The organism is Streptomyces rimosus, from assembly GCF_008704655.1.
Taxonomy (GTDB): domain Bacteria; phylum Actinomycetota; class Actinomycetes; order Streptomycetales; family Streptomycetaceae; genus Streptomyces; species Streptomyces rimosus.
This window is the reverse complement of sequence record NZ_CP023688.1, coordinates 4,871,438-4,892,515: the sequence shown is the minus strand read 5'-3', so window position 1 is coordinate 4,892,515 and position 21,078 is coordinate 4,871,438. Positions and strand designations below refer to the sequence as shown.

The 21,078-nt window shown below is 71.9% G+C and carries 20 protein-coding genes; 5 read left to right on the top strand and 15 right to left on the bottom strand.

Going from position 1 to position 21,078, the window contains the following annotated elements; all coding sequences use genetic code 11:
* Window position 1 precedes the first annotated feature (1 nt).
* The 3 genes from CP984_RS20770 to CP984_RS20760 form a co-directional block, all read right to left on the bottom strand.
* Window positions 2-661: an RloB family protein gene (locus CP984_RS20770; protein WP_003985636.1), complete on the bottom strand. Its 660-nt coding sequence runs from the start codon at window positions 659-661 to the stop codon at window positions 2-4.
* Between the two features lie 74 nt (window positions 662-735).
* A complete protein-coding gene (locus tag CP984_RS20765; protein ID WP_003985637.1) occupies window positions 736-2,004 on the bottom strand; it encodes an AAA family ATPase in 1,269 nt (422 codons plus the stop codon).
* 108 nt (window positions 2,005-2,112) lie between these two features.
* The gene (locus tag CP984_RS20760; protein ID WP_003985638.1) at window positions 2,113-3,399 is read right to left on the bottom strand and encodes an adenylosuccinate synthase; all 1,287 of its coding nucleotides are present in this window, start codon (window positions 3,397-3,399) and stop codon (window positions 2,113-2,115) included.
* Window positions 3,400-3,634: 235 nt separating this feature from the next.
* Between CP984_RS20760 and CP984_RS20755 the strand changes: the two genes are divergently transcribed.
* A complete protein-coding gene (locus CP984_RS20755) occupies window positions 3,635-4,591 on the top strand; it encodes a diacylglycerol kinase catalytic domain-containing protein (RefSeq protein ID WP_003985639.1) in 957 nt (318 codons plus the stop codon).
* Between the two features lie 55 nt (window positions 4,592-4,646).
* Here the strand turns inward: CP984_RS20755 and CP984_RS20750 are convergent, their stop codons facing one another.
* On the bottom strand, window positions 4,647-5,165 hold the full coding sequence (locus tag CP984_RS20750; protein ID WP_003985640.1) for a GbsR/MarR family transcriptional regulator: 519 nt from the start codon (window positions 5,163-5,165) through the stop codon (window positions 4,647-4,649).
* Window positions 5,166-5,266: 101 nt separating this feature from the next.
* Between CP984_RS20750 and CP984_RS20745 the strand changes: the two genes are divergently transcribed.
* From CP984_RS20745 to CP984_RS20730, 4 genes are all read left to right on the top strand, one after another.
* Entirely contained in the window at window positions 5,267-6,211 is a 945-nt protein-coding gene (locus CP984_RS20745; RefSeq protein WP_003985641.1) for an ABC transporter ATP-binding protein, read from the top strand.
* A complete protein-coding gene (locus CP984_RS20740) occupies window positions 6,208-7,848 on the top strand; it encodes an ABC transporter permease (protein WP_030180666.1) in 1,641 nt (546 codons plus the stop codon). The genes CP984_RS20745 and CP984_RS20740 overlap by 4 nt, the downstream gene beginning before the upstream one ends.
* Window positions 7,849-8,277: 429 nt before the next feature.
* Window positions 8,278-9,021, top strand: a complete 744-nt coding sequence (locus tag CP984_RS20735; protein ID WP_125522940.1) for a DUF6082 family protein — start codon at window positions 8,278-8,280, stop codon at window positions 9,019-9,021.
* Between the two features lie 147 nt (window positions 9,022-9,168).
* Window positions 9,169-9,357 carry a hypothetical protein gene (locus CP984_RS20730; protein ID WP_003979911.1) on the top strand — a complete coding sequence of 63 codons (189 nt, stop codon included), beginning with the start codon at window positions 9,169-9,171 and terminating at the stop codon, window positions 9,355-9,357.
* Window positions 9,358-9,381: 24 nt separating this feature from the next.
* On the opposite strand, the gene CP984_RS20725 is transcribed toward CP984_RS20730, so the two are convergent.
* The 11 genes from CP984_RS20725 to CP984_RS20680 form a co-directional block, all read right to left on the bottom strand.
* Window positions 9,382-10,038, bottom strand: a complete 657-nt coding sequence (locus tag CP984_RS20725) for a response regulator (protein WP_003979912.1) — start codon at window positions 10,036-10,038, stop codon at window positions 9,382-9,384.
* Window positions 10,035-11,387 (bottom strand): sensor histidine kinase, encoded by a 1,353-nt coding sequence (locus tag CP984_RS20720; protein WP_003979913.1) that lies wholly within the window; start codon window positions 11,385-11,387, stop codon window positions 10,035-10,037. Before CP984_RS20720 ends, CP984_RS20725 begins: the two co-directional genes overlap by 4 nt.
* Before the next feature lie 67 nt (window positions 11,388-11,454).
* The gene (locus tag CP984_RS42120) at window positions 11,455-12,207 is read right to left on the bottom strand and encodes an alpha/beta hydrolase family protein (protein ID WP_003979914.1); all 753 of its coding nucleotides are present in this window, start codon (window positions 12,205-12,207) and stop codon (window positions 11,455-11,457) included.
* Window positions 12,204-13,391 carry a kynureninase gene (gene kynU / locus CP984_RS42115; RefSeq protein WP_003979915.1) on the bottom strand — a complete coding sequence of 396 codons (1,188 nt, stop codon included), beginning with the start codon at window positions 13,389-13,391 and terminating at the stop codon, window positions 12,204-12,206. Before kynU ends, CP984_RS42120 begins: the two co-directional genes overlap by 4 nt.
* Entirely contained in the window at window positions 13,384-14,253 is an 870-nt protein-coding gene (locus CP984_RS20710; protein ID WP_003979916.1) for a tryptophan 2,3-dioxygenase family protein, read from the bottom strand. The genes kynU and CP984_RS20710 overlap by 8 nt, the downstream gene beginning before the upstream one ends.
* A gap of 223 nt (window positions 14,254-14,476) precedes the next feature.
* Complete coding sequence (locus tag CP984_RS20705; protein WP_003979917.1) at window positions 14,477-14,890, bottom strand: DUF3151 domain-containing protein; 414 nt, start codon at window positions 14,888-14,890, stop codon at window positions 14,477-14,479.
* Between the two features lie 710 nt (window positions 14,891-15,600).
* Window positions 15,601-16,623: a class II fructose-bisphosphate aldolase gene (fbaA, locus tag CP984_RS20700; RefSeq protein WP_003979918.1), complete on the bottom strand. Its 1,023-nt coding sequence runs from the start codon at window positions 16,621-16,623 to the stop codon at window positions 15,601-15,603.
* 205 nt (window positions 16,624-16,828) lie between these two features.
* A complete protein-coding gene (pyrE, locus tag CP984_RS20695; RefSeq protein WP_003979919.1) occupies window positions 16,829-17,371 on the bottom strand; it encodes an orotate phosphoribosyltransferase in 543 nt (180 codons plus the stop codon).
* A gap of 61 nt (window positions 17,372-17,432) precedes the next feature.
* Window positions 17,433-18,281, bottom strand: coding sequence for an aldose epimerase family protein (locus CP984_RS20690; protein WP_030180658.1), 849 nt, complete (start codon window positions 18,279-18,281; stop codon window positions 17,433-17,435).
* A gap of 76 nt (window positions 18,282-18,357) precedes the next feature.
* A complete protein-coding gene (locus CP984_RS20685) occupies window positions 18,358-19,122 on the bottom strand; it encodes an SRPBCC domain-containing protein (RefSeq protein WP_003979921.1) in 765 nt (254 codons plus the stop codon).
* A 111-nt stretch (window positions 19,123-19,233) separates the two neighbouring features.
* Window positions 19,234-20,994 carry a spermidine synthase gene (locus tag CP984_RS20680; RefSeq protein ID WP_003979922.1) on the bottom strand — a complete coding sequence of 587 codons (1,761 nt, stop codon included), beginning with the start codon at window positions 20,992-20,994 and terminating at the stop codon, window positions 19,234-19,236.
* Window positions 20,995-21,078: the final 84 nt, after the last annotated feature.

Below are 21,078 nucleotides of genomic sequence, written 5' to 3'. Positions count from 1 at the left end.
CCTAATAGCCGCTGAGGAGGAGACCGTCCTCCACGAACCGCCAGACGTCCGTGTACGGGTCACAGTCGTTGGGGTTGGTCGAGGAGTGACGGTTGTTGATCTGTTGTGCGTACTTCTTGGCGTCCAGGTAACGACGCTTGTTCTTACTCAGTACCTGGTCGTTCCGTACGTGCTTCGCCTGCTGTCCGGATACGGGCCGTGCCCCGCTCCCGTACGTCGCGTCGAAACCGTCCCGCGACCGCAGACGGGTGGTGGCGTCACCACAGACCCCGCCGAACGTGCTGGTGTAGTTCGTGTAGTGCAGCAGCCGCCACAGCTCGAAGCAGGGGTGCGAGTAGGCGATCCAGATATCCTCTTTCTCCGCCAGCCGCATGGCTTCCGGGATGCTCTGGTGGTCATCGCGGTCGAAGAGCACCCACACCTGGGGCCAGTTCCAGTCCTTGTCCCGCTTCAGACCGGCAGCCTTGGCCTCTCGCTCGACCTGTCGCAAAGTGCGAACGGCGTCTTTGACCATGCGATACGGCTTGCGTCCATCCCCTTTGGCGCTTGAGTTCACGATGTGGTGATCCACCGTGCGGCCGACCTCGGCCGGGGTGCCGTTCTTGAGGATGATGTCGATGTACTCGGGCTCCGTCACTTCGCCCTCGGTGAAGATGTACACCTGACGGGCTCTGCTCGCGCGGCCCTTCGCGCCCCTTGTACGGGCGACGTTGTCCCCTCCCTTTGGCCTCGCCATCAGACCCCTTCCGCCTCCATCCGCGCCATGTCGTTCGTCCGCAGCAACCGCCGCCCGATCTGCCCCTCCGACACCCTCGGCACCGCCCCGAAGGTGCCCGCGAGATACGAGGCCATCAGGTCCTCCTCGTCCGTGGGCTCCCAGTCCGCGACCGAGAAGAGCTCTGTCACGCCCCGCTCGTCCTTCTCCGTGAGCCAGAGCTGCCCCGGTTCCAGCAGCCGACCGCCGCCTGGTGTGCGCAGCAGAGAGGGGTCGTGACCGGTGAAGATCAGTTGGGCACCCTTCGGGTTCACCCAGGGGGCCTGAAAAAGGCGTACGACCTCGGCCGCGAAGCGTGAGTGCAGGCTGGCGTCGAGTTCGTCGATGAGCAGTACCGCGCCGGTGTCCAGAGCGAGGAGCAGCGGACCGATCAGGGCGAACCAGGAGCGGGTCCCCCATGACTCGGAGCCCCATTCCATGGCCGTCTGTTCGCCACCGCCCGAGTGAATCAGCCGTACCAGCGGGCGGCCGGACGACGTCTGCTCGACCTCGACTCCACAAATGCCGAGGTCGGCCACCCGAAGCAGTTCCTCCGCCCGCCGCCGGAAGTCCTCGCTCTTCAGCAACTGCATGGCGGTATAGGCCTCGCGCTGGGTGCGCTCGGTCTCGGGTGTGACGTCCCAGAGATTGTTCTTGAACCAGTCGAAGACCGGTGTGAGCTGCTCGTGACCATCGTTGGCGGCTCGCGTCAGGAGCAGAGCGTCCGACCGGGTCGTGCGGGCCAGTCGGGTGCGGTCGCGAAGGCGGTCGCCGGGAAAGTCGTATTCCTTGTCGCGGGTGGCGTCCCGGTCGAACCACACCTGGCGCCGGCCCTTGGGGTAGGCGAAGAGCCATTCCGCCTCGATCCGCCGTTCCCCGAGTTCGAACCCGTACGTCCAGCGAACGCCGTCGCCGAGAACGAAGTCCGCTTCGTACAGCGAAGTCTCCGAGGCGGCCTTGGGGTCCAGCGCGAACTCCTCACGCGGGATGCCGTCGTACGACGTCCAGTCAGCGTAGGAACGCAGGACTGCGTGGCGCATGTTCTTCAGCGCGGCGATGACATTGGACTTGCCGGACGCGTTGGCCCCGAAGACACCGAGGACTGTGTGGACGGGGAGCCGACGGCCGTCGGAGAGCAATGTCTCGCGGGCCGCGGCCTGCTCGTCTTTGCTCTCCTCGGGGACGACGAACGACAGTTCCTGCACTTCACGCAAGGACCGGACGTTCGCCACCCGGAATCTCAGCAGCATCCTGTCTCCTTCATGACGGACAGATTAGTCACACCGTCTTGCCCGCGTCGTCGGATGCGCGAAGGCGGCCAACCCGCTGTTCAGCAAGTTGGCCGCCGCGCACTTCGGTCAGTCCAGGAACGAGTTGATCTGGATCGTCTCGTCCCGGCCGGGGCCGACGCCGATCGCGGAGATCGGGGCGCCCGACATCTCCTCCAGCGCCTTGACGTACGCCTGCGCGTTCTTCGGCAGCTCGGCGAACGTCTTGGCCTTGGTGATGTCCTCGGACCAGCCCGGCAGCGTCTCGTAGATCGGCTTCGCGTGGTGGAAGTCGGTCTGCGAGTAGGGCAGTTCCTCGACGCGCTTGCCGTCGATCTCGTAGGCGACGCAGACCGGGATCTGCTCCCAGCCGGTGAGCACGTCCAGCTTGGTGAGGAAGAAGTCGGTCAGGCCGTTGACGCGGGTCGCGTAGCGGGCGATGACCGCGTCGAACCAGCCGCAGCGCCGGTCGCGGCCGGTGGTGACACCGCGCTCGCCGCCGATGGTGCGCAGCGCCTCGCCGTCCGCGTCGAACAGCTCGGTCGGGAACGGACCGGCGCCGACCCGGGTCGTGTACGCCTTGAGGATGCCGATGACCCGGCTGATCTTCGTGGGGCCGACCCCCGCACCGGTGCAGGCGCCGCCCGCGGTCGGGTTGGAGGAGGTCACGAACGGGTAGGTGCCGTGGTCCACGTCGAGCAGCGTGCCCTGGCCGCCCTCGAAGAGGACGACCTTGCCGTCGTCGATCGCGTTGTTCAGCAGGAGGGTGGTGTCGGCCACGTAGCCACGGATCTGGTCCGCGTAGCCGAGCATCTCCTCGACGACCTGCTCGGCGACCACCGCGCGGTGGTTGTAGAGCTTGGCCAGCACCTGGTTCTTGAAGTCGAGGGCCGCCTCGACCTTCTGGTGCAGGATCGACTCGTCGAAGAGGTCCTGCACCCGGATGCCGGTGCGGTTGATCTTGTCGGCGTAGGTCGGGCCGATGCCCCGGCCGGTCGTACCGATCTTCCGCTTACCGAGGAAACGTTCCGTGACCTTGTCGACGGTGATGTTGTACGGGGTGATCAGATGCGCGTTACCGCTGATCACCAGCTTGGACGTGTCGACGCCGCGCTCGTTGAGTCCGCTCAGCTCGGAGAGCAGGACCGCCGGGTCGACGACGACACCGTTGCCGATCACCGGGGTGCACCCCGGCGAGAGGATTCCGGAAGGGAGAAGGTGCAGCGCGTATTTCTGGTCGCCTACGACAACCGTGTGACCGGCGTTGTTGCCGCCCTGGTAACGCACCACATAGTCGACGGACCCACCGAGCAGATCGGTGGCCTTTCCCTTGCCCTCATCACCCCACTGAGCACCGAGCAGCACAAGTGCGGGCACAGGCGTACACCCCTTCCGGGCGGGGCATGTCCAACGTGCGCGAAGCCGTATGCGTGCGGATGCATGCGTACGACACCGCTGAAGCCGTCGAACCGGTGCCCCGGAATAGACGAAGCCCCTGGCGCAATCGCGCAAGGGGCTCTTGCACCGAGATGCTACCTGAGGAAGGACCGAGGTGTCGGCGCAGCCATCTGGGCACTGCTTTCCGGACGGGGTCCGGGGGCACCCCCTGCTCGTGGTCATCGACCCGGTCGCCCGCAGAACGGACGGGGAATCCGTACGCATCGCCAAGGACGTCCTGTGCGCGGGCGCGGCCGCGAAAATCTGTCTTCCGGACGGGCCGGAGGAGTACGCGCGGGCGCTGGCCCGCCGCGGCCATCGCCGCCCGGTGGTGATCGGGGACGACCGCGCCCTGCTGCGGGCGGTGGCGTTGCTGCACAAGGAGCGCGACCTGGCGGGGGTGGCCCTCGCGGTCGTGCCGGTCGGGGCGCCGGGCGCGGTGGCGCTGTCGCGCGCGCTGGGCGTGCCGACCGACACCGTCGCGGCGGCGCGGACGGTCCTGGACGGTACGGAACAGAGCCTGCACCTGCTCACGGACGACAGTGACGGCATCGTTGTGGGCGGCCTGGACATTCCGTCCGGGACGGAGGAGGACGGACGGCCCCGCCGCCGCAAGCGCTCCGGTGGGGCGCGGCTGCCGGGGCCCCGGGGAGGGTCGGGTGGGGCGGGCGAGGAAGCGCAGGACGCGGCCGGGGCCCTGGCGCCGGAAGAGGGACCGGGGGCCGATGCCCGCCCGGACGCGCCCGCCGCATGGTGGCGGGCACCGCTCCGTAAGGCCCGCGCGGCCCTCGCGCTGCTGACCGCCCGTACCCGCCCGGCGGCCGGTGACCCGGTGGCCACGCCCGGCCACCGGCTGCGGGTCGAGGCGGACGGCGTGGTGCTGGCCGACCTGGACCGGCCGGTGCGGTGGGTGTCGGTGACGCCGGGCGACGGCGCGGACGGCAGCGGGCTGGCCGAGATCGTCGTCCACTGGCAGGCGGCCGAGCCTCCGGTACGGGCCCGCGCGCGGGCGGTGACCGTGTCCGGCGCGGACTTCCGCTACCGGGCGGACGTGGTGGTCGGCGGCCCGGTCAGGACCCGTACGTGGACGGTGCAGCCGGACGCCTGGCGGCTGACGCTGCCGCACGACTGACGCCGGGGCGGCGCCGTGCGGCTGAGGCGGGGCGGCGCCGTGCGGCGACCGTGCCTCAGCCTTCCTCCGCCAGCCGCTGCGCCCGGTGTTCGCGCCAGCGTTCCAGCAGTACGTCCAGCTCGCCCTGCATGAACTCGAAGAACTCGACGGTCTCGGCGACCCGGGCGCCGGCCGGCGTGTCCGGACCGAGGGTCTTCGCGCCCTCCCGCAGCACTTCCTCCCAGCGGGTCAGCACCTTCTCGCGGTTGCCCAGGGTCTCGTACCAGAGCTCGTTGTAGAGCCGGTAGCGGTCCCGCCGGGTGCCCGGTTCGCGCTCGCGGCGGACCATGTTGACCTGCACCAGGTAGCGGACCGCGCCGGAGACGGCGGCGGGGCTGATCTGCAGCTGTTCGGCCAGTTCGGCCGAGGTGAGGCTGCCGGAGTCGGACGCGAGCAGCGCCGCGAAGACCCGGGAGGCCATCCGCTGCATGCCCGCCTCGGTCAGCTCTGCCGCGAAGCGTTCCACGAAGCGGGAGACCGCCTCCTCGTCCCGCCCGGCGCTCTGGCCCTGGTGCCGCTCTGCCTGCTCGCTCACCGTCTCATCCTCTCCCCTGCTCCCCCGGCCCGGAACGTTCCCTCAACTTTATACGGTTTCTTAACTTCACAAATTTGTGAAGGGAGCGTACGTTCAGAACCATGACGAAGGCAATCACGGTGTCCGGCCTCCGCAAGGCGTTCGGCCGGACCCAGGCGCTGGACGGTCTCGACCTCGACGTCGAGGCCGGCGAGGTGCACGGATTCCTCGGGCCCAACGGCGCGGGCAAGTCCACGACCATCCGCGTCCTGCTCGGCCTGCTGCGTGCCGACGGGGGTGGCGCGCGGCTGCTCGGCAAGGACCCGTGGCGCGACGCCGTCGCGCTGCACCGCCGCGTCGCGTACGTCCCCGGGGACGTCACCCTGTGGCGCAACCTCTCCGGCGGCGAGGTCATCGATCTGTACGGGCGGCTGCGCGGCGGCCTGGACCGGGCCCGCCGGGCCGAGCTCCTGGAGCGCTTCGAGCTGGACCCCACCAAGAAGGGCCGGACGTACTCCAAGGGCAACCGCCAGAAGGTCGCCCTGGTCGCCGCGTTCGCCTCCGACGTGGACCTGCTCATCCTCGACGAGCCCACCTCCGGGCTGGACCCGCTGATGGAGGAGGTCTTCCAGGACTGCGTCGAGGAGGAGCGCGACCGCGGCCGTACGGTGCTCCTCTCCAGCCATGTGCTGTCCGAGGTCGAGGCGCTGTGCGACCGCGTCAGCATCATCCGCAAGGGCCGCACCGTCGAGTCCGGCTCCCTCGCCGACCTGCGGCACCTCACCCGTACGAGCGTGACCGCCGAACTGGCCGGCGCGCCCGACGGCCTCTCCCGCCTGCCCGGCGTCCACGACCTCGACATACAGGGCCACCGGGTCCGGCTCCAGGTGGACACCGACAAGCTGGACGCGGTGCTGCGCTCGCTCAGCCGGTCCGGCGTCCGCAGCCTGACCAGCACACCGCCGACGCTGGAGGAGCTGTTCCTGCGGCACTACCAGGACGACATCCGCGGCGACCGGGCCCCGGCCACCGCCGCCTCCGTTCCCGAGAAGGCGGCCCTGCGATGACCGCCGTGACGCTCCCCGCGGCCGCCCGCACCGGCGGCTCCCGCGACCTGGCCAGCACCGGCACCCTGCTGCGCCTGGCGCTGCGCCGCGACCGGCTGATGATCCCGGCCTGGGTGGTGCTGCTCGGACTGACCGTCGTCAGCATGAGCGGCGCCCTCAAGAAGCTCTACGACACGCCCGCAAAGCGCGCCGACGTGGCAAGTTCGATGACCGGCAACGGCTCCCTGCGCGCCCTCTACGGCCCGGTGTTCAGTGACTCCCTCGGCGGCCTGACCGCCTGGCGCATCGGCGGCATCGCCGCGCTGCTGGCCGGCGTGATGAGCCTGCTGATCGTCGTACGCCACACCCGCGAGGAGGAGGAGACCGGCCGCCAGGAACTACTCTCGGCGGCCATGGTCGGCCGGCGCGCCCCGCTCACCGCCGCCCTGCTCGCCGCGTTCGTCGCCGACGCCGCGCTGGCCCTGCTCATCGCGGCCGGGCTGGCCGGGGCCGGGCAGCCGGCGGGCGGCGCGCTGGCCCTCGGCCTCGCCGTCGGCGGCACCGGCCTGGTCTTCGCGGGCTTGGCGGCGATCACCGCCCAGCTCACCGAGAGCGCCCGGGCCGCCAAGGGGCTGGCCGGGGCCGTCCTGGGCGCGGCCTTCGTCCTGCGGGCCGCGGGCGACGCCGCCACCGAGGACGCCTCCTCCCCGCTGATCTGGGCCTCGCCGGTCGGCTGGGCGGAGCAACTGCGCGCTTTCGCCGACGAGCGCTGGTGGGTTCTGCTGCTCTTCCTCGCCGGTACGGCCGTCACGGTCGGCGCGGCGTACGCGCTCACCGCCCGCCGCGACCTCGGCATGAGCTTCCTGCCCGCCCGGCCGGGCCCGGCCCGCGCGCCCGCTTCCCTGAACGGCGCCACCGGCCTGGCCTGGCGGCTCCAGCGGACCACCCTGTTCGGCTGGGCGGCCGGCTTCCTGGCCGCAGGTGCCGTCTTCGGCGGCATCATCGACGGCGCGTCCGACCTGGTCGGCGACAACGAGCAGGCCCGGCAGATATTCGAGCGGATGGGCGGCCGGCAGGGCCTCTCCGAGGCTTTCATATCCGCCCTGACCGGCATGCTCGGCATGGTCGCGGCGATCTACGCGGCGGGCGCGGTGCTCCGGCTGCGCGGCGAGGAGACCGGCGACCGCGCCGAACCGGTGCTGGCGGGCGCCGTCGGACGGCTGCGCTGGGCCGCCGGGCACCTGGCCGTCGCCTTCCTCGGCACGGCCCTCATCCTGCTCCTGGGCGGCCTGGGCCTCGGCCTCACGTACGGCCTGACGACCGGCGACGTGAGCGGACAGCTCGGCCCCGCGGTGGGCGGGGTACTGGCCCAGGCCCCGGCGGTCTGGACGCTCACCGGCCTGGCGGTGCTGCTGGTCGGCGCGCTGCCCAAGGCCGCGGTCGGCACCTGGGCCGTGGTCGGCGGCTGCCTCGGCATCGGCTGGGTGGGCCCGGCCGTACAGCTCCCCCAGTGGGTGATGAACCTGTCCCCGTTCAGCCACCTGCCGAAGCTGCCGGGCGGCGAGGCCACCGCGGCACCGTTCCTGTGGCTGCTCGCCCTGACGGCGGTGTTCGTGACGGCGGGCCTGACCGCGTTGCGCCGCCGCGACATCGGCTGACCCCAGGGGCCCACCTCCCGGACGTACGGCGCCGGACCAGGACCTCAGAGCTTTACGGCCGTAAAACCCGCCCCTCTCCTACGTGCGGCGCCGGAGCTGTAGCGGACTCCGGCGCCGCACTTCCCCGTACGGCGCCGATGCGTCGTACGGCGGGAGCGATCCCCGCCCGGGGGCGTACGCCCGCCCGGCGCCCGCGCTCCCGCCCCGCTCCAACTGGTAGAGACCTCCTGCCGCCACCGCTGCTCCCCAAGCGCCCGGAAGAGACCAGTGGAGCGGGAGTGGAACATTCCGCGCCCATGTGCTCCCGACCACGCCACCGGACGCGGTTGTCCGCGTTTCCGCTTGGGCACAACCCCCGCGAGCGGCGATGGCGGCGCTTATCCGGCCGGCACGCCGCGGTTTGACGCCTAGGGGCGGGCGGAGGTATCCGTGAGCGAAATCGGACCACGCAAGGCGATTTGGGTACTGCAAAATCTGGGGGTTGTCCTGGCGGCCGGAGCGGCTTGTGTGCTGCTGAGCCTGATCATGACGATGGTCCCCGGGCTGCGTACCCCGGGCAGTGGGAATGCGGGCCAGGCTTATGGTGCCGCGGCGTCCTCCACTGCCGTTCTGGTGCTGTTCTACATGGCGAGGACGCTGCGCCTGCAGCGTGACGAGACCTCGCTGCAACGCCAGGAACTGGAACTGCAACGCGCGGAAATGCGGCTGCAACGCACCGAACTGGAGCTCCAGCGGGACGAGATGCGCCGGTCGGCGGGCGAACTGCACCGCAGCGCCGAGGCCGGACTGCGGCGCCTGCACATGGACCTGCTCAAGATGAGCATCGCCGACCCGGAGCTGGCCGAGGTCTGGCCCAAGTTCGCCCCGGACCTGACGGTGAAGGAGAACCGCCAGTATCTGTACGCGAATTTGATCTACTGCCACACCATGCTCGCGCACAAGCTGGAGATGGCGAACGACCGGGAGGCCCTCGGCCATCTGCGGTACATCGTCACCTCGCCGGCCTTCCGCGGCTACTGGGAATCGGCCCGCTTCATGCGTGCCGAAATGGACCCCGACTCGCACGAGAGCCACTTCGCCACCCTCGTCGACGAGGCACTGACCCAGACGAACGGGCAAGCACCGCACGCACCGAACCTGCGTTTGATCGAGGGTCAACACACCGAGCAGTGAGACGCTCACAGGGGTAACCGTCCGCACCGAAAGGGAAAACTTCCGCAATTCGGCTGGCGCTACCGCGCACCGCCGCGGTATTCCGGCCCGGTGACAGCACCAGAGATTTCCCGACGGTTGGGCGCCACCCCTCAGGAGCGCGGCAGCATGGGCAACGGAAGCTGCCCCGACCTCTTCGAGCTGAGCGACGGACGCTTCGCCGTCATCGGCACCGACATGACGACCGACCTGGACCCGAAGCTGCCGGGCGACGCCAGCCGCGCCGACTACGAGAGAATCGTGGTGATCACCCGCGACACCCTGCTGCGGGCCCGGGCCGACATCGCCGCCCTGTGACCCGGCGGCCCGGCCCGCGGCTCCTCAGCCGCCCGGCGTGACCAGCCGGGCCTCGTACGCGAAGACCGCCGCCTGGGTGCGGTCGCGCAGTCCCAGCTTCACCAGAATCCGGCTGACGTGCGTCTTCACCGTCGACTCGGCCACGACCAGATGCTCGGCGATCTCACCGTTGGACAGGCCCTGGGCCACCAGCACCAGGACCTCGGTCTCCCGCTCGGTGAGGTCGCCGACGCGCTCCTGCGTCGGTGCCCGTGGCGTGCCGAGCTTGGAGAACTCCGAGATCAGCCGCTTGGTGACGGCCGGCGCGAGCAGTGCCTCGCCGTTCGCCACGATCCGCACCCCCTCCGCGAGCTGCCCCGCCGAGGCGTCCTTGAGCAGGAAGCCACTGGCCCCGGCCCGCAGCGCCTGGTACACGTACTCGTCCAGGTCGAAGGTGGTCAGCACCAGAACCTTGGCGTCCGCGTCCGCCGCGACGATCTCGCGGGTCGCCTCCAGGCCGTTCATCTGCGGCATCCGGATGTCCATCAGCACCACGTCCGGGCGCAGCTCGGCGACCTTGGCGACCGCCTGCCGACCGTCCACCGCCTCGCCGACGACCTCGATGTCCGGCATCGCGCCGAGCAGCACCGAGAAGCCCTCGCGGACCATGACCTGGTCGTCCACGATCAGTACGCGGATCATCCCGCCGTCTCCCCCTTCGCGCCCGGCGTCGCCGGAACCGGTATGAACGCCGCGACCTCGAACCCGCCGTCCTCGGTGTGGTCCGCGGTGATCTCGCCACCCAGCATCTGCACCCGCTCCCGCATGCCCAGAACGCCGTGCCCGGCCCCCGGCGAGGGCTTGGCCAGCCGGCTCGGCACCCCGTTGACGATACGCAGTCCGAGCCCGCCGAGCACGTACGAGATCTCCACGCGCGCCTCGGCGCCGGGCGCGTGCCGCAGCGTGTTGCTCAGCGCCTCCTGGACGATGCGGTACGCGGACAGCTCGACGCCCTGCGGCAGCGGCCGCACCGAGCCGGTGATCACGGCCTCGACGACCAGTCCCGCGCTGCGCACGCTCTCCAGCAGCGCATCAAGGCTGGCCAGCGTCGGCTGCGGCGCCTCGGGGTCGGCGTCGGCGAAGGCGTCCGGGTCCTCGGACCGTACGACGCCGAGGATGCGGCGCAGCTCGGTCAGCGCGGCCACCGCGTTCTCCCGGATGGTCGAGAAGGAGGTGGCCAGCTCGGGTGGGGTGTCCTTGACGCGGTACGGGGCGGCCTCCGCCTGGATGGCGATGACCGACATATGGTGCGCGACCACGTCGTGCAGCTCGCGGGCGATCAGGGCGCGCTCCTCCAGCAGCGTGCGCCGCGAGCGCTCCTCGGCGGTGGCGGTCCGTGTTTCGACGACGTTCTGCCGCTCCTCGCGCCAGGCGCGGATGGCGGCGGCGGGCACCAGCGCGAACACCGACACCACCGCGAACGGCGCGATGGTCGAGACCGCCCGGGGCATCAGCAGCGTCAGCACCCCGGCCCCGGCCATGGTGAGCAGCCACATCTCCAGGGCGAGCCGCGGCCGGGTGCGCAGCACGACCAGCGCCATCACCGCGAGGTGCGCGACCAGGCTGATCTCGAACCACTGGTGCCCGGCCCCGGCCATGGCACCGGCCAGCATCGCGAACAGGAGCGCCCCGACCGAGATCCAGAACGCGCCGACCGGCCGGAAGAGCGTCAGGGCGATCGGCGCGGCGGTCAGGAAGCAGTAGGCCACCGCGATGAAGGACGCGATCGGCCCGCCGCCCGCCGTCTGCGCGACGATCACGAGGAACACGAAGGCGGCGATCCCACCGAGCGCCAGGTGCGGCGCCCAGCGCACATAGCGCCGCAGCCGCTGCGGAACCGCCGCGGACATCCGGGCACCGTCCAGGGGCAGCATCGGGCGGAAGGCGAAGGCGTCCACGATCAGGTCCTGGCGCAGCCGGTGCAGCGCGCCGCGGACGAGCCGGGCTTCCGAGCGCATGTCGTCGCGCCGCGGGTGAGTCGTCTGGTTCACGCACACCACCGTAAGCAGCGCGGGGCCCGCGGGCGTCCCCTCCTGAGCGGATCTCCCGGCCTCCTCCTCAAGTACTACGGAGGGTGGCCAGGAGGACGCGGAAGGCGGCGGTGCCGGGGGTGACGGGCGCGTAATGCCCCGTTCCGGCCTGTTCGCGCAGCTCCGGTACGACGCCGCCGGCGGCCTCGGCGGCCCGTACGTAGCGCCGCGACAGCTCCACGGGCACCTCGGCGTCCTCGGTGCCGTGCAGCACCGTCACCGGCACCGCGCCCGGCAGCCGCCGTACCGGGTCGGCGGCGGCGAGCCGGTCCGCCCATCCGGGCCCGTCGCCCAGGAACTCCGCCACCGCGCCGTCGCTCAGCCCCAGCTCATGGGCGTGCGCGAGGTCGGCGACGGGGGCCAGGGCGACGATCCGCCGCGGCGCGTACGGGGCGCGGCGGTCCGCCAGGAGCAGTGCGAGGTGCCCGCCCGCGGAGTGCCCGACGGCGAGCACGGGCCGCTCCAGGGCGGCCACCGCCGCCGTCACGTCCTCGTACGTACGCGGCCAGCCCCCGCCCGCCCCCGCCCGCCGGTACTCGGCGAGGGCGACCGGCAGCCCGTGCCGCGCCAGCTCGGCCGCGAGCGGCGACAGGTGCGTACGGTCGTACGCCGCGCGCCAGAAGCCGCCGTGCAGCAACAGCACCACCGGGCCGTCGGCCGCCGGTCCGTACAGGTCGATCACCTGGTCCGGATGCGGCCCGTACGCCAGCGTCGCGTCGGGCGCCACGGGCGCGAGGCCGAACAGCGCCGCCTCCTCGCCCCCGGCGCCCGCACCGCTCACTCCAGGACCTCGGCCAGCACCCGCGCCGCGCGCGCCACGTCCGCGAACGACGTGTAGAGCGGGGTGAAGCCGAAGCGCAGCACGTCGGGGTGGCGGAAGTCGCCGATCACCCCGCGATGGATCAGCTCCGTCATCACCTTGCCCGCGTCCGCGCAGGACAGCGCCACCTGGCTGCCGCGCAGCCGGTGCTCGCGCGGCGTGACGCAGCGCACCCGGCCCTCCGGTACGGACGCCTCCACGCACTCCAGGAAGAAGTCGCCGAGCGCCAGGCTCTTGTCCCGTACGGCCTCGATGCGCACGCCGTCCCAGACCTCCAGGGCCGTTTCCAGGGCGAGCATCGACAGGATGTCCGGGGTGCCGACGCGGCCGCGGGTGATGCCGTCGGCCGGGGCGTACGCGGCGTCCATGCCGAAGGGCACCGCGTGCGAGTTCCAGCCGGGCAGCGGCGAGTCGAAGCATGCCTGGAGCTCTTCACGCACATACAGGTACGCGGGGGCGCCCGGGCCGCCGTTGAGGTACTTGTACGTACAGCCCACCGCGAGGTCCACGCCGTGCGCGTCCAGCCGGACCGGCAGGGCGCCCGCGCTGTGGCACAGGTCCCACACCGCCAGGGCCCCGGCCTCGTGCAGCGCGGCGGTGAGGCCGGGCAGGTCGTTGAGCCGGCCGGTGCGGTAGTCGACGTGGTTGATCAGCGCGAGTGCCGTACGCGGGCCGGCCTCGTCGGGGATCCGCTCGGCCGGCAGGGCGCGCAGCGTGCAGCCCGTCATGCGTGCCGCGGACTCCGCGATATAGCCGTCGGTCGGGAACGACGCCTCGTCCGCCAGGATCTCGTCCCGGCCCGCACCGGCCATCCGTACCGCGCCGACCACCGCCTTGAAGATGTTGACGCTGGTCGAGTCGCCGACGACGACCTGCCCCGGCGCGGCGCCCAGCAGCGGGGCGATCCGGTCGCCGACCCGCTCGGGCGCGGCCCACCAGCCCGCCTCCTCCCAGGAGCGGATCCGCAGTTCGCCCCACTCATGGGCGATCACGTCCGCGACCCGGCCGGGGACCTGGCGGGGCAGGGCTCCGAGGGAATTGCCGTCCAGGTACACACACCCGTCGAGGACGAACTTCTCCCGTACGGGCGCGAGTTCGTCCCGCGCGTCCAGCGCCGCGGCCCGCTCCGCTGCCGTCTCAGACATGGCTGCGCGCCGTCCACAGCTCGGGAAAAACGTTCTTGCTGGCGCGTTTCTCCAGCCAGGCCACGCCCGCCGAACCGCCGGTACCCATCTTGGCCCCCATCGCCCGCCGCGTCGCCACCAGGTGATCGTTGCGCCACCGCCACACCAGCTCCGCGACATCCGTCAACGCCTCGCCCAGCCGCACCAGTTCACCGTCGCGCGGGCCCGCGTACACCTCGGCCCACACGGCCTCCACCCGGGCGTCCGGCTCGTACCGTGCCGTCATCTCGCGCTCCAGAACCTCGGTGGGTATCGCGTAGCCGCGGCGCGACAGCAGCCGCAGGACCTCGTCCCACAGACTGGGCTCCTGCAACGCCTTCTCCAGCTCCGCGTACTCCCGCGGCGCCCCGCGGTGCGGCACCAGCATCGACGCGGACTTCTCCCCGAGCAGGAACTCCAGCCGCCGGTACATCGCCGACTGGAACCCCGATCCCTCGCCCAGCGCGCCCCGGAACGCGTTGAACTGCGTCGGCGTCAGCCGGGCCAACGGCTTCCAGGCCGCGTTCAGCGCCTCCAGCTCATGCGTCGAACGCTCCAGCGCCTCCATCGCCACCGGCAGATCGTCCCGGCGCAGCGCCTGGGCGGCGGTGTGCCACTCGTGCACGATGACGGTGAACCACAACTCCATCACCTGCGTCGTGACCAGGAACACCATTTCGCCCGGATCGTCCGACAGCGGATGCTGGAGGTGGGTGAGCACGTCCGCGTGGACATAGTCCTCGTACGGAGTCGTGCCCGTGCTGCCGATACTCAGGTCAGGCCGCCGCGGGCCGGCGGCCTCCGGCTCGGCCGGTTCTTCCTGCGGGGCGGCTTGCTGCGACATGAGGAACTCCTCGATGTGCTGGCTTCCGGGTAGCGGTCCGCTCCTTCCCGTCGGCAAACGGAGCCCCGGTCCCCTCGGGCGCGGACTCTCCCGGCCCATGGGCATCATCCGTGCTCCACGGAAGGCGCGCAAGAGGCCGGCCGCGCGTGCGACGAGCCGGCCGCGCGTGCGCGACCGGCCCGTCGATTCCCCCGGCTCTCAGCCGGAAGCGCAGCTCAGCGCCCTACGAAAGCGTGTCCGCCGCGGTCGGCGACGAGTCACGCAAGAACGTCGTGCAGCGCTCGTACTCCTCCTGCTCACCGATCGCCTGCGCGGCGCGGGCGAGCGCGTGCAGAGCCCGCAGAAAGCCGCGGTTGGGCTCGTGCTCGAACGGCACCGGACCGTGGCCCTTCCAGCCGGCCCGGCGGAGCGCGTCCAGCCCCCGGTGGTAGCCGGTACGGGCATACGCGTACGACTCGACCGTACGCCCCGCCTGGAACGCGTCGTCCGCAAGCTGCGCCCAGGCCAGCGAGGACGTCGGATACTTCGCCGCGACGTCGGTCGGCGCGGCCCCCGAAGCGAGGAGCTCGCGGGGCTCGGGGTCGTCGGGCAGTTCGGTCGGGGGCGGGCCCCCGAGAAGGTTTTCGTGAATGGCCATGCGACCAGTATTCCCGGGGGGTAGCCGAAATTGGGCCTCCGGGGTCCGTGGCCGGTCGCGGCGGAGCCGCGGGTTGGGAGGTCCTGGACCGCGCTTCGCGCGGATACGCATTGGATTTGTCGTGGGGCGGGGGTGCGCAGGGGGCCATCTCCTCGGCGCCTTGGAGCGGCTGAGCTGTATGGACGCAACCATGTAACGGTCGCCTGCGGGGAGTGTCCCCCTGCACACCCCCTCCCGTCGGTTCGGCGTGTGCGGGCCGGTGGGGAGAGGGGGAAAGAAGCCTGGTGCGCGCCCCCCATGAGCGGAAGCTCGCCCTTGCGTAGGCGCAGGGCCTCGGGCGGCTCCGCGTCGTGCGGAGGGGGCCGCATGGGTCCGGCCGCCAGGGGTCTGTAAAGACCCCCGCCACGGCGGCGGGACAGCCGCCCACGGCGCGGGCTCGGGGACACGTAGGGGTCTCCCCGCAGGCGACCGAAGCCCCGGTTGCGTCCATACATGACGGCCGCTCCAGGCGCCGTGGGGGCACCCCCGGCCGGAGGCTGGGGGAGAGTGACCCCTGCGGGGCCCCGAGCCCCCACCCACCGAACCCCCGGCGCCAAGGCGCACCCCCACCGGGGCAAACCGCGCCGAAGGCGTCACCCGCACGCCGAAGGCGCCAAACACACGAGGGCCCCGCGTTCACCTGAACGCGGGGCCACGACACACACGAGGAACTACTTGATCTTGGTGCCCGTCGAGCGCAGGTTCGCGCACGCTTCGGTGACGCGCTTCGCCATGCCCGCCTCGGCCAGCTTGCCCCAGCTGCGCGGGTCGTAGGTCTTCTTGTTGCCGACGTCGCCGTCGACCTTCAGCACGCCGTCGTAGTTGCGGAACATGTGGTCCGCGATCGGCCGCGTGAACGCGTACTGCGTGTCCGTGTCCAGGTTCATCTTCACGACGCCGTTCTCCAGCGCCGTCGCGATCTCCTCGGCCGTGGAGCCGGAGCCGCCGTGGAAGACGAAGTCGAAGGGGGACTGCTTGCCGTACTTGGCGCCCACGCCCTCCTGGAGGTCCTTGAGGAGCTCGGGGCGCAGCACGACGTTGCCCGGCTTGTAGACGCCGTGCACGTTGCCGAACGAGGCGGCGAGCAGGTAGCGGCCCTTCTCGCCCAGGCCCAGCGCCTCAGCGGTCCGCATCGCGTCGTCGACGGTGGTGTACAGCTCGTCGTTGATCTCGTGGGTGACGCCGTCCTCCTCGCCACCGGTCGGGGTGATCTCGACCTCAAGGATGATCTTCGCCGCGGCGGCCTGGGCCAGCAGCTCCTGGGCGATGGACAGGTTGTCGGCCAGGGTCTCGGCGGAGCCGTCCCACATGTGGGACTGGAACAGCGGGTTCTGGCCCTTGGCCACCCGCTGCTCGGAGACGGCCAGCAGCGGACGGACGTAGCCGTCCAGCTTGTCCTTGGGGCAGTGGTCGGTGTGCAGCGCGACGTTGATGTCGTACTTCTCGGCGACGATGTGCGCGAACTCCGCCAGCGCGACCGCGCCGGTCACCATGTCCTTGTTGTACTGGCCGCCCAGGAACTCCGCGCCACCGGTGGAAATCTGGACGATGCCGTCGCTCTCGGCCTCGGCGAAACCACGCAGCGCTGCGTGCAGAGTCTGCGTCGAGGTCACATTGATGGCCGGGTAGGCGAACTTGCCTGCCTTCGCCCGGTCCAGCATCTCGTTGTAGACCTCGGGAGTTGCGATGGGCATCTGTCCGCTCCTTGTGATGTGCGGGTGTGCGTTCTTGGCCCTGACCAGGGGGCGACGACATCGCCGTAGCTCATCTTCCCAGACTCGGCGGTTTGCTCCACATCCCGTACACGCCAGCCGCACGCAAAGGGGTGGCCGGTTTCACGTGAAACCAACCACCCGTTTGCGATAAGCGCTGGTCAGAGCCGGGCAAGCCGTACGGGACTCAGGCGAGGCCGAGGTCCCCGAGCCGGTAGCCGGTGATGTACGGCAGACCCGCACCGGCGATGGCCGACTCCGCCCCACGGTCCACGATCGTGGCGACCGCGACCACCTCGGCGCCCGCCTCGCGCGCCGCCTCGACGGCGGTCAGCGGCGAGCCGCCGGTGGTGGAGGTGTCCTCGACCACCAGGACCCGGCGGCCCTTGATGTCCGGGCCCTCGATCCGCCGCTGCATACCGTGCGTCTTCTGCGCCTTGCGCACGACGAACGCGTCCAGCCGACGGCCGCGCGCCGCGGCGGCGTGCAGCATCGAGGCCGCGACCGGGTCGGCGCCCAGCGTGAGGCCGCCGACCGCGTCGTAGTCCAGGTCGGCGGTGATGTCCAGCATCAGCTGCCCGACGAGGGGCGCGGCCGCACCGTCGAGGGTGATCCGGCGCAGGTCGATGTAGTAATCGGCCTCCTTGCCGGAGGAGAGCGTCACCTTGCCGTGCACCACGGCCTTGTCCTTGATCTGCTGCAGCAGATCGCCGCGTACGTCGTCAGTCATGTGCATGAGCTTAGAAGGTGGCCAGGGCCCCGGCCCGACGCCGGGGCCGGGCCCCCGTCGGTCACGCCAGTGTGCGCCAGATCCAGGTCGTGGAGATCTCCAGCGGATCGATGGGGGTGACCAGGCGCGGCATCGTGTTGAGGCCGTTCGGCGGGCCGGACTGCGGCTCCACGCAGACCGCCGCCTCCTGCTCGTCGTAGACCACCACCCATTCGGCGCGGCTGGTGACCTTCAGCTCCAGCCGGTCCGGCCAGGTGAGGGTCACGTCCACGCCGTCCGGCATGCCGAAGCAGTCGTCCCAGGGGCCGGGCCGCGGGTCGATCCGGCGCCCGGTGGGCAGGTGGTCCTCGCCGCGCTCCTCCTGCCAGGCGGCCGAGAAGTCGATCCGTACGTCCTCGCTCCGCTCCCCCTCCTCGCCGAGCCGGCGCAGGAACCAGGGGTGCCAGCCTGCCTGGGCCGGGAAGGAGTCGCCGCTCGCCTCGACGCCCATGGTCAGGGTGAGCGATCCGCCGTCCTCCGCCAGCTCGACCAGTTGGGTGACGCGCCCCGGGTACGGCCAGGGGGCGGCGTCCGGGTCGAGGAGCTCGTAGGTGAACGCGGCGCTGGTGGCATCCGCGCGCGCCGTCTTCCAGGCGACGTCGCGGCCGGTGCCGTGGATCGCGTGCGGCGGCGAGTTCACCGGCATCTGGTGGACCTCGCCGCCGTTGCGGAACTGCCCCTCCTTGATGCGGCCGCACCACGGCACCATCGGGAAGGAGCCGTACTTGGCGCCCTGCCGCAGCACTTCCGTACCGCCGATGCGCAGGCTCGCGAGCCGGCAGCCGTTGGCCGGGTCGACGGTCACCTCGGTGTCGCCGGCGGCCAGCCGCACCTGTCCCGGCGCGGCGTTTCGCGTGTCGTTGTCACTCACGGTCCGACCCTAACGGGGAGGCCGTACGGGACGACGGCGCACCGGGCGCGGGTCGCGGCCGAAGGCATGGGCCCACTCAGCGCCGACGCCGCAGCACCCTGCCCACCACGACCGCCGACGCCAGCGCCAGCGCCGCGGCCGGTGCCGCCCAGCGCAGGGTGGCGGAGGTGGTCGCCGACTGCGGCGCGGGGACCGGTGCGTACCGGCCGCGCGGCGGCGCGTGGTCGACCTCCTCGGCGCTGCGCCCGATCATCGTGCGGCGGGCGTGCGCGGCCTCGGCGGGCGCGGCGTCGTCCTGGTCGTCGTCGGTGAGCGGGTCGAGCGACGGGGGCGGGACCTCGGCGTCGAAGACGCCCTGCGCGGCGGGCGGCGCTTCGGCGTCGGGCTCGTCGGCCGGGTTGTCCGTGAGGTCCGCCGCGAGGTTGGCGGCGAAGCGGTCCAGGACGCGGCGGCCGGCGGACTCGGCCGCCTGGCCGGTGGCCTCCGCGAGCCGGCCGGTGCTGGTGACCGTACCGGTGCAGCTCAGGACCGTGGCGCCGGTGTCGTCGGGCGCGGTGGCGAGCCGTACGGTCAGGGACAGCTCGGCGGAGCCGTCGCCGCGGGACTCGATGCCGCTCGCCTCGACGGTGACCGTGTCGGTGCCGCGGGCGGCGACGGTCAGGGTGCCGCGGTAGGTGATGGTGGAACTGCCGATGCGCAGGCGCAGCCGCCCGCCGGGGGTGCCGGGATCCGCGTCGGCGTCGAGTTGGCATCCGGGGATGCAGCGCGCCACGCGCTCCGGCTCGGTCAGTGCCTGCCGTACGGCCTCGACGGGAAACGGAACGTACACCTCATGCTCCATGGCTAAGGAGCCTACCCAGCCCTCCCGGCACACGTGCCCGGACCGGCACCATTTTTCTCCCGGCCCTGTGGTGTCCTGCCTGCTCCGCCACCCTCACCGCAGCCCCCCCCGTCAGTCCAGGTGCCGCGGATGCATCAACGTGGACGGCGGCAGGCCGGCGATCCGGTCGCGGCTGGCCGCACGACCGGCGGCCCGCAGCCCGTCGCGGGTGAGCGAGCGCAGCGCGGGCGTGTCCGGGGCCAGGTCCAGGCGCGGTGTGCGGTGTGCGGCGAGGACGAAGCCCCAGCCGCAGGCGGCCCGGCCGGTGCCGGGCGGAGCCGGTGCGCAGGAGCGTTCCGCCGCATCGTTCCGCCCGGCGGGGCGCCCCGGGATCCGGTACGGGGCGGTCTGCAGGCCCGCTGCCCGTACGGTCGCGTCCACCGTCCAGTACGAGCGGGGCCGGATCAGGGGCTCTCCGGCGTGCACCACCAGCCGGCCGTCCTCGGTCAGCGCGCGGGCCGCGAGGCCGTAGAACTCCTCGGAGTAGAGCTTGGTGCTGGCCTGGCTGCCCGGGTCGGGCAGGTCGGCGATGATGACGTCGTAAGGGCCGCCGTCGCGCGCCGCGCCGCCCCGCCGCAGCCACTCGAACACGTCGCCCGGGACGACGCGTACGCGCGGATCGTCCAGCGCGTGCCGGTTGAGCGCGGACAGCCCCGGGTCCGTACGGGCCAGCCGGATCATGCCGGAATCCGGTTCGACGACCGTCACGGACACCACGCCGTGACAGCGCAGCACTTCGCGTGCGGCGAGCCCGTCGCCGCCACCCAGCACCAGCACCCGGCGGTGCGGGCCGCCGGACATGGCCGGGTGCACCAGCCCTTCGTGGTACGGGAATCCGTCGCCCGCGCTGGCCCGCAGCCGCCCGTCCAGGTAGAGCCCGAGCGGTCCGCCTCCGCCCACCGCGCCGCCGGCCCCCGCCGCCGGCCGCTCCGGCTTGGCCGCGCCACGGCCCGAACTGCCCCGGTAGTCGGCCGCGTCGGTGCGCCCGGTGGCGGCCGGTCCCGTACCGCCCGTGATCACGACCTCCTGCACGCCGGTACGGACCGCGACCCGCGCCGCGGAGCCGTACACCGCGTCCCGCGCGGCCCGTTCGAACGGGGCGACCAGCAGCGTCCCGGCGGCGAGCAGCGCCAGCACCAGCACGTTGGCGAGGATCAGCCCCCAGCGGGCCCGTACGGACAGGTCGCTGCGGAACAGCCACAGCACCAGCCCGCCCCCGGCCACCGCGTTGACCGAACCGGTGAGCAGGGCGCCGGAGACCTGGCCCAGGAGGGGCAGCAGCAGGAAGGGGAAGGCCAGGCCGCCGACGAGCGCGCCGACGTAGTCCGCGGCGAAGAGGTCGGCGACCGCGCCGCCCGCGTCCTGGCGGCGGACCCGCTGGATGAGCGTCATCAGCAGCGGCACCTCGGCGCCGATGAGCGCGCCGATGGCCAGGGAGAAGGCGACCAGGGCGCAGCGGGACTGGCCGAACCAGGCGTAGCAGGCGTAGAGCGCCATCGCGGAGAAGCCGCCGACCAGCGCGAGGCCCGCCTCCAGCGCGCCGAAGCCGAGGGCGGCCCGGCAGCGCAGCCGCTTGGCGAGCAGTGATCCGATGCCCATCGCGAAGACCATGACGGACAGCACGACGGATGCCTGGGTGACCGAGTCCCCGGTCAGGTAGGAGGAGAGGGCGACCAGTTCGAGTTCGTAGACGATGCCGCAGGCGGCGCAGACGAAGACGGTGGCCAGGACGAGCAGCCGGCCGATCCCGGCGGGTACGGGCAGTCGCGCCGGACCTGTGGCCTCCGGCGGGTCGGACGCACCGCGGCGGACGGGATCAGGCGGGTCGATCATGCCGTGAACGCTACGTGACACCTGGATGCCCCTACGTCACCCACACGGGCGTAGTGGGCCTTCTACACGGGCGACTTGGCGCAC

Coding starts and splice junctions, on each gene's coding strand:
- CP984_RS20765 (WP_003985637.1), bottom strand. CDS start 2,004: ATGCTGCTGAGATTCCGGGTGGCGAACGTCCGGTCCTTGCGTGAAGTG.
- CP984_RS20745 (WP_003985641.1), top strand. CDS start 5,267: ATGACGAAGGCAATCACGGTGTCCGGCCTCCGCAAGGCGTTCGGCCGG.
- CP984_RS20740 (WP_030180666.1), top strand. CDS start 6,208: ATGACCGCCGTGACGCTCCCCGCGGCCGCCCGCACCGGCGGCTCCCGC.
- CP984_RS20730 (WP_003979911.1), top strand. CDS start 9,169: ATGGGCAACGGAAGCTGCCCCGACCTCTTCGAGCTGAGCGACGGACGC.
- CP984_RS20725 (WP_003979912.1), bottom strand. CDS start 10,038: ATGATCCGCGTACTGATCGTGGACGACCAGGTCATGGTCCGCGAGGGC.
- kynU (WP_003979915.1), bottom strand. CDS start 13,391: ATGTCTGAGACGGCAGCGGAGCGGGCCGCGGCGCTGGACGCGCGGGAC.
- CP984_RS20710 (WP_003979916.1), bottom strand. CDS start 14,253: ATGTCGCAGCAAGCCGCCCCGCAGGAAGAACCGGCCGAGCCGGAGGCC.
- CP984_RS20705 (WP_003979917.1), bottom strand. CDS start 14,890: ATGGCCATTCACGAAAACCTTCTCGGGGGCCCGCCCCCGACCGAACTG.
- fbaA (WP_003979918.1), bottom strand. CDS start 16,623: ATGCCCATCGCAACTCCCGAGGTCTACAACGAGATGCTGGACCGGGCG.
- pyrE (WP_003979919.1), bottom strand. CDS start 17,371: ATGACTGACGACGTACGCGGCGATCTGCTGCAGCAGATCAAGGACAAG.
- CP984_RS20685 (WP_003979921.1), bottom strand. CDS start 19,122: ATGGAGCATGAGGTGTACGTTCCGTTTCCCGTCGAGGCCGTACGGCAG.
- CP984_RS20680 (WP_003979922.1), bottom strand. CDS start 20,994: ATGATCGACCCGCCTGATCCCGTCCGCCGCGGTGCGTCCGACCCGCCG.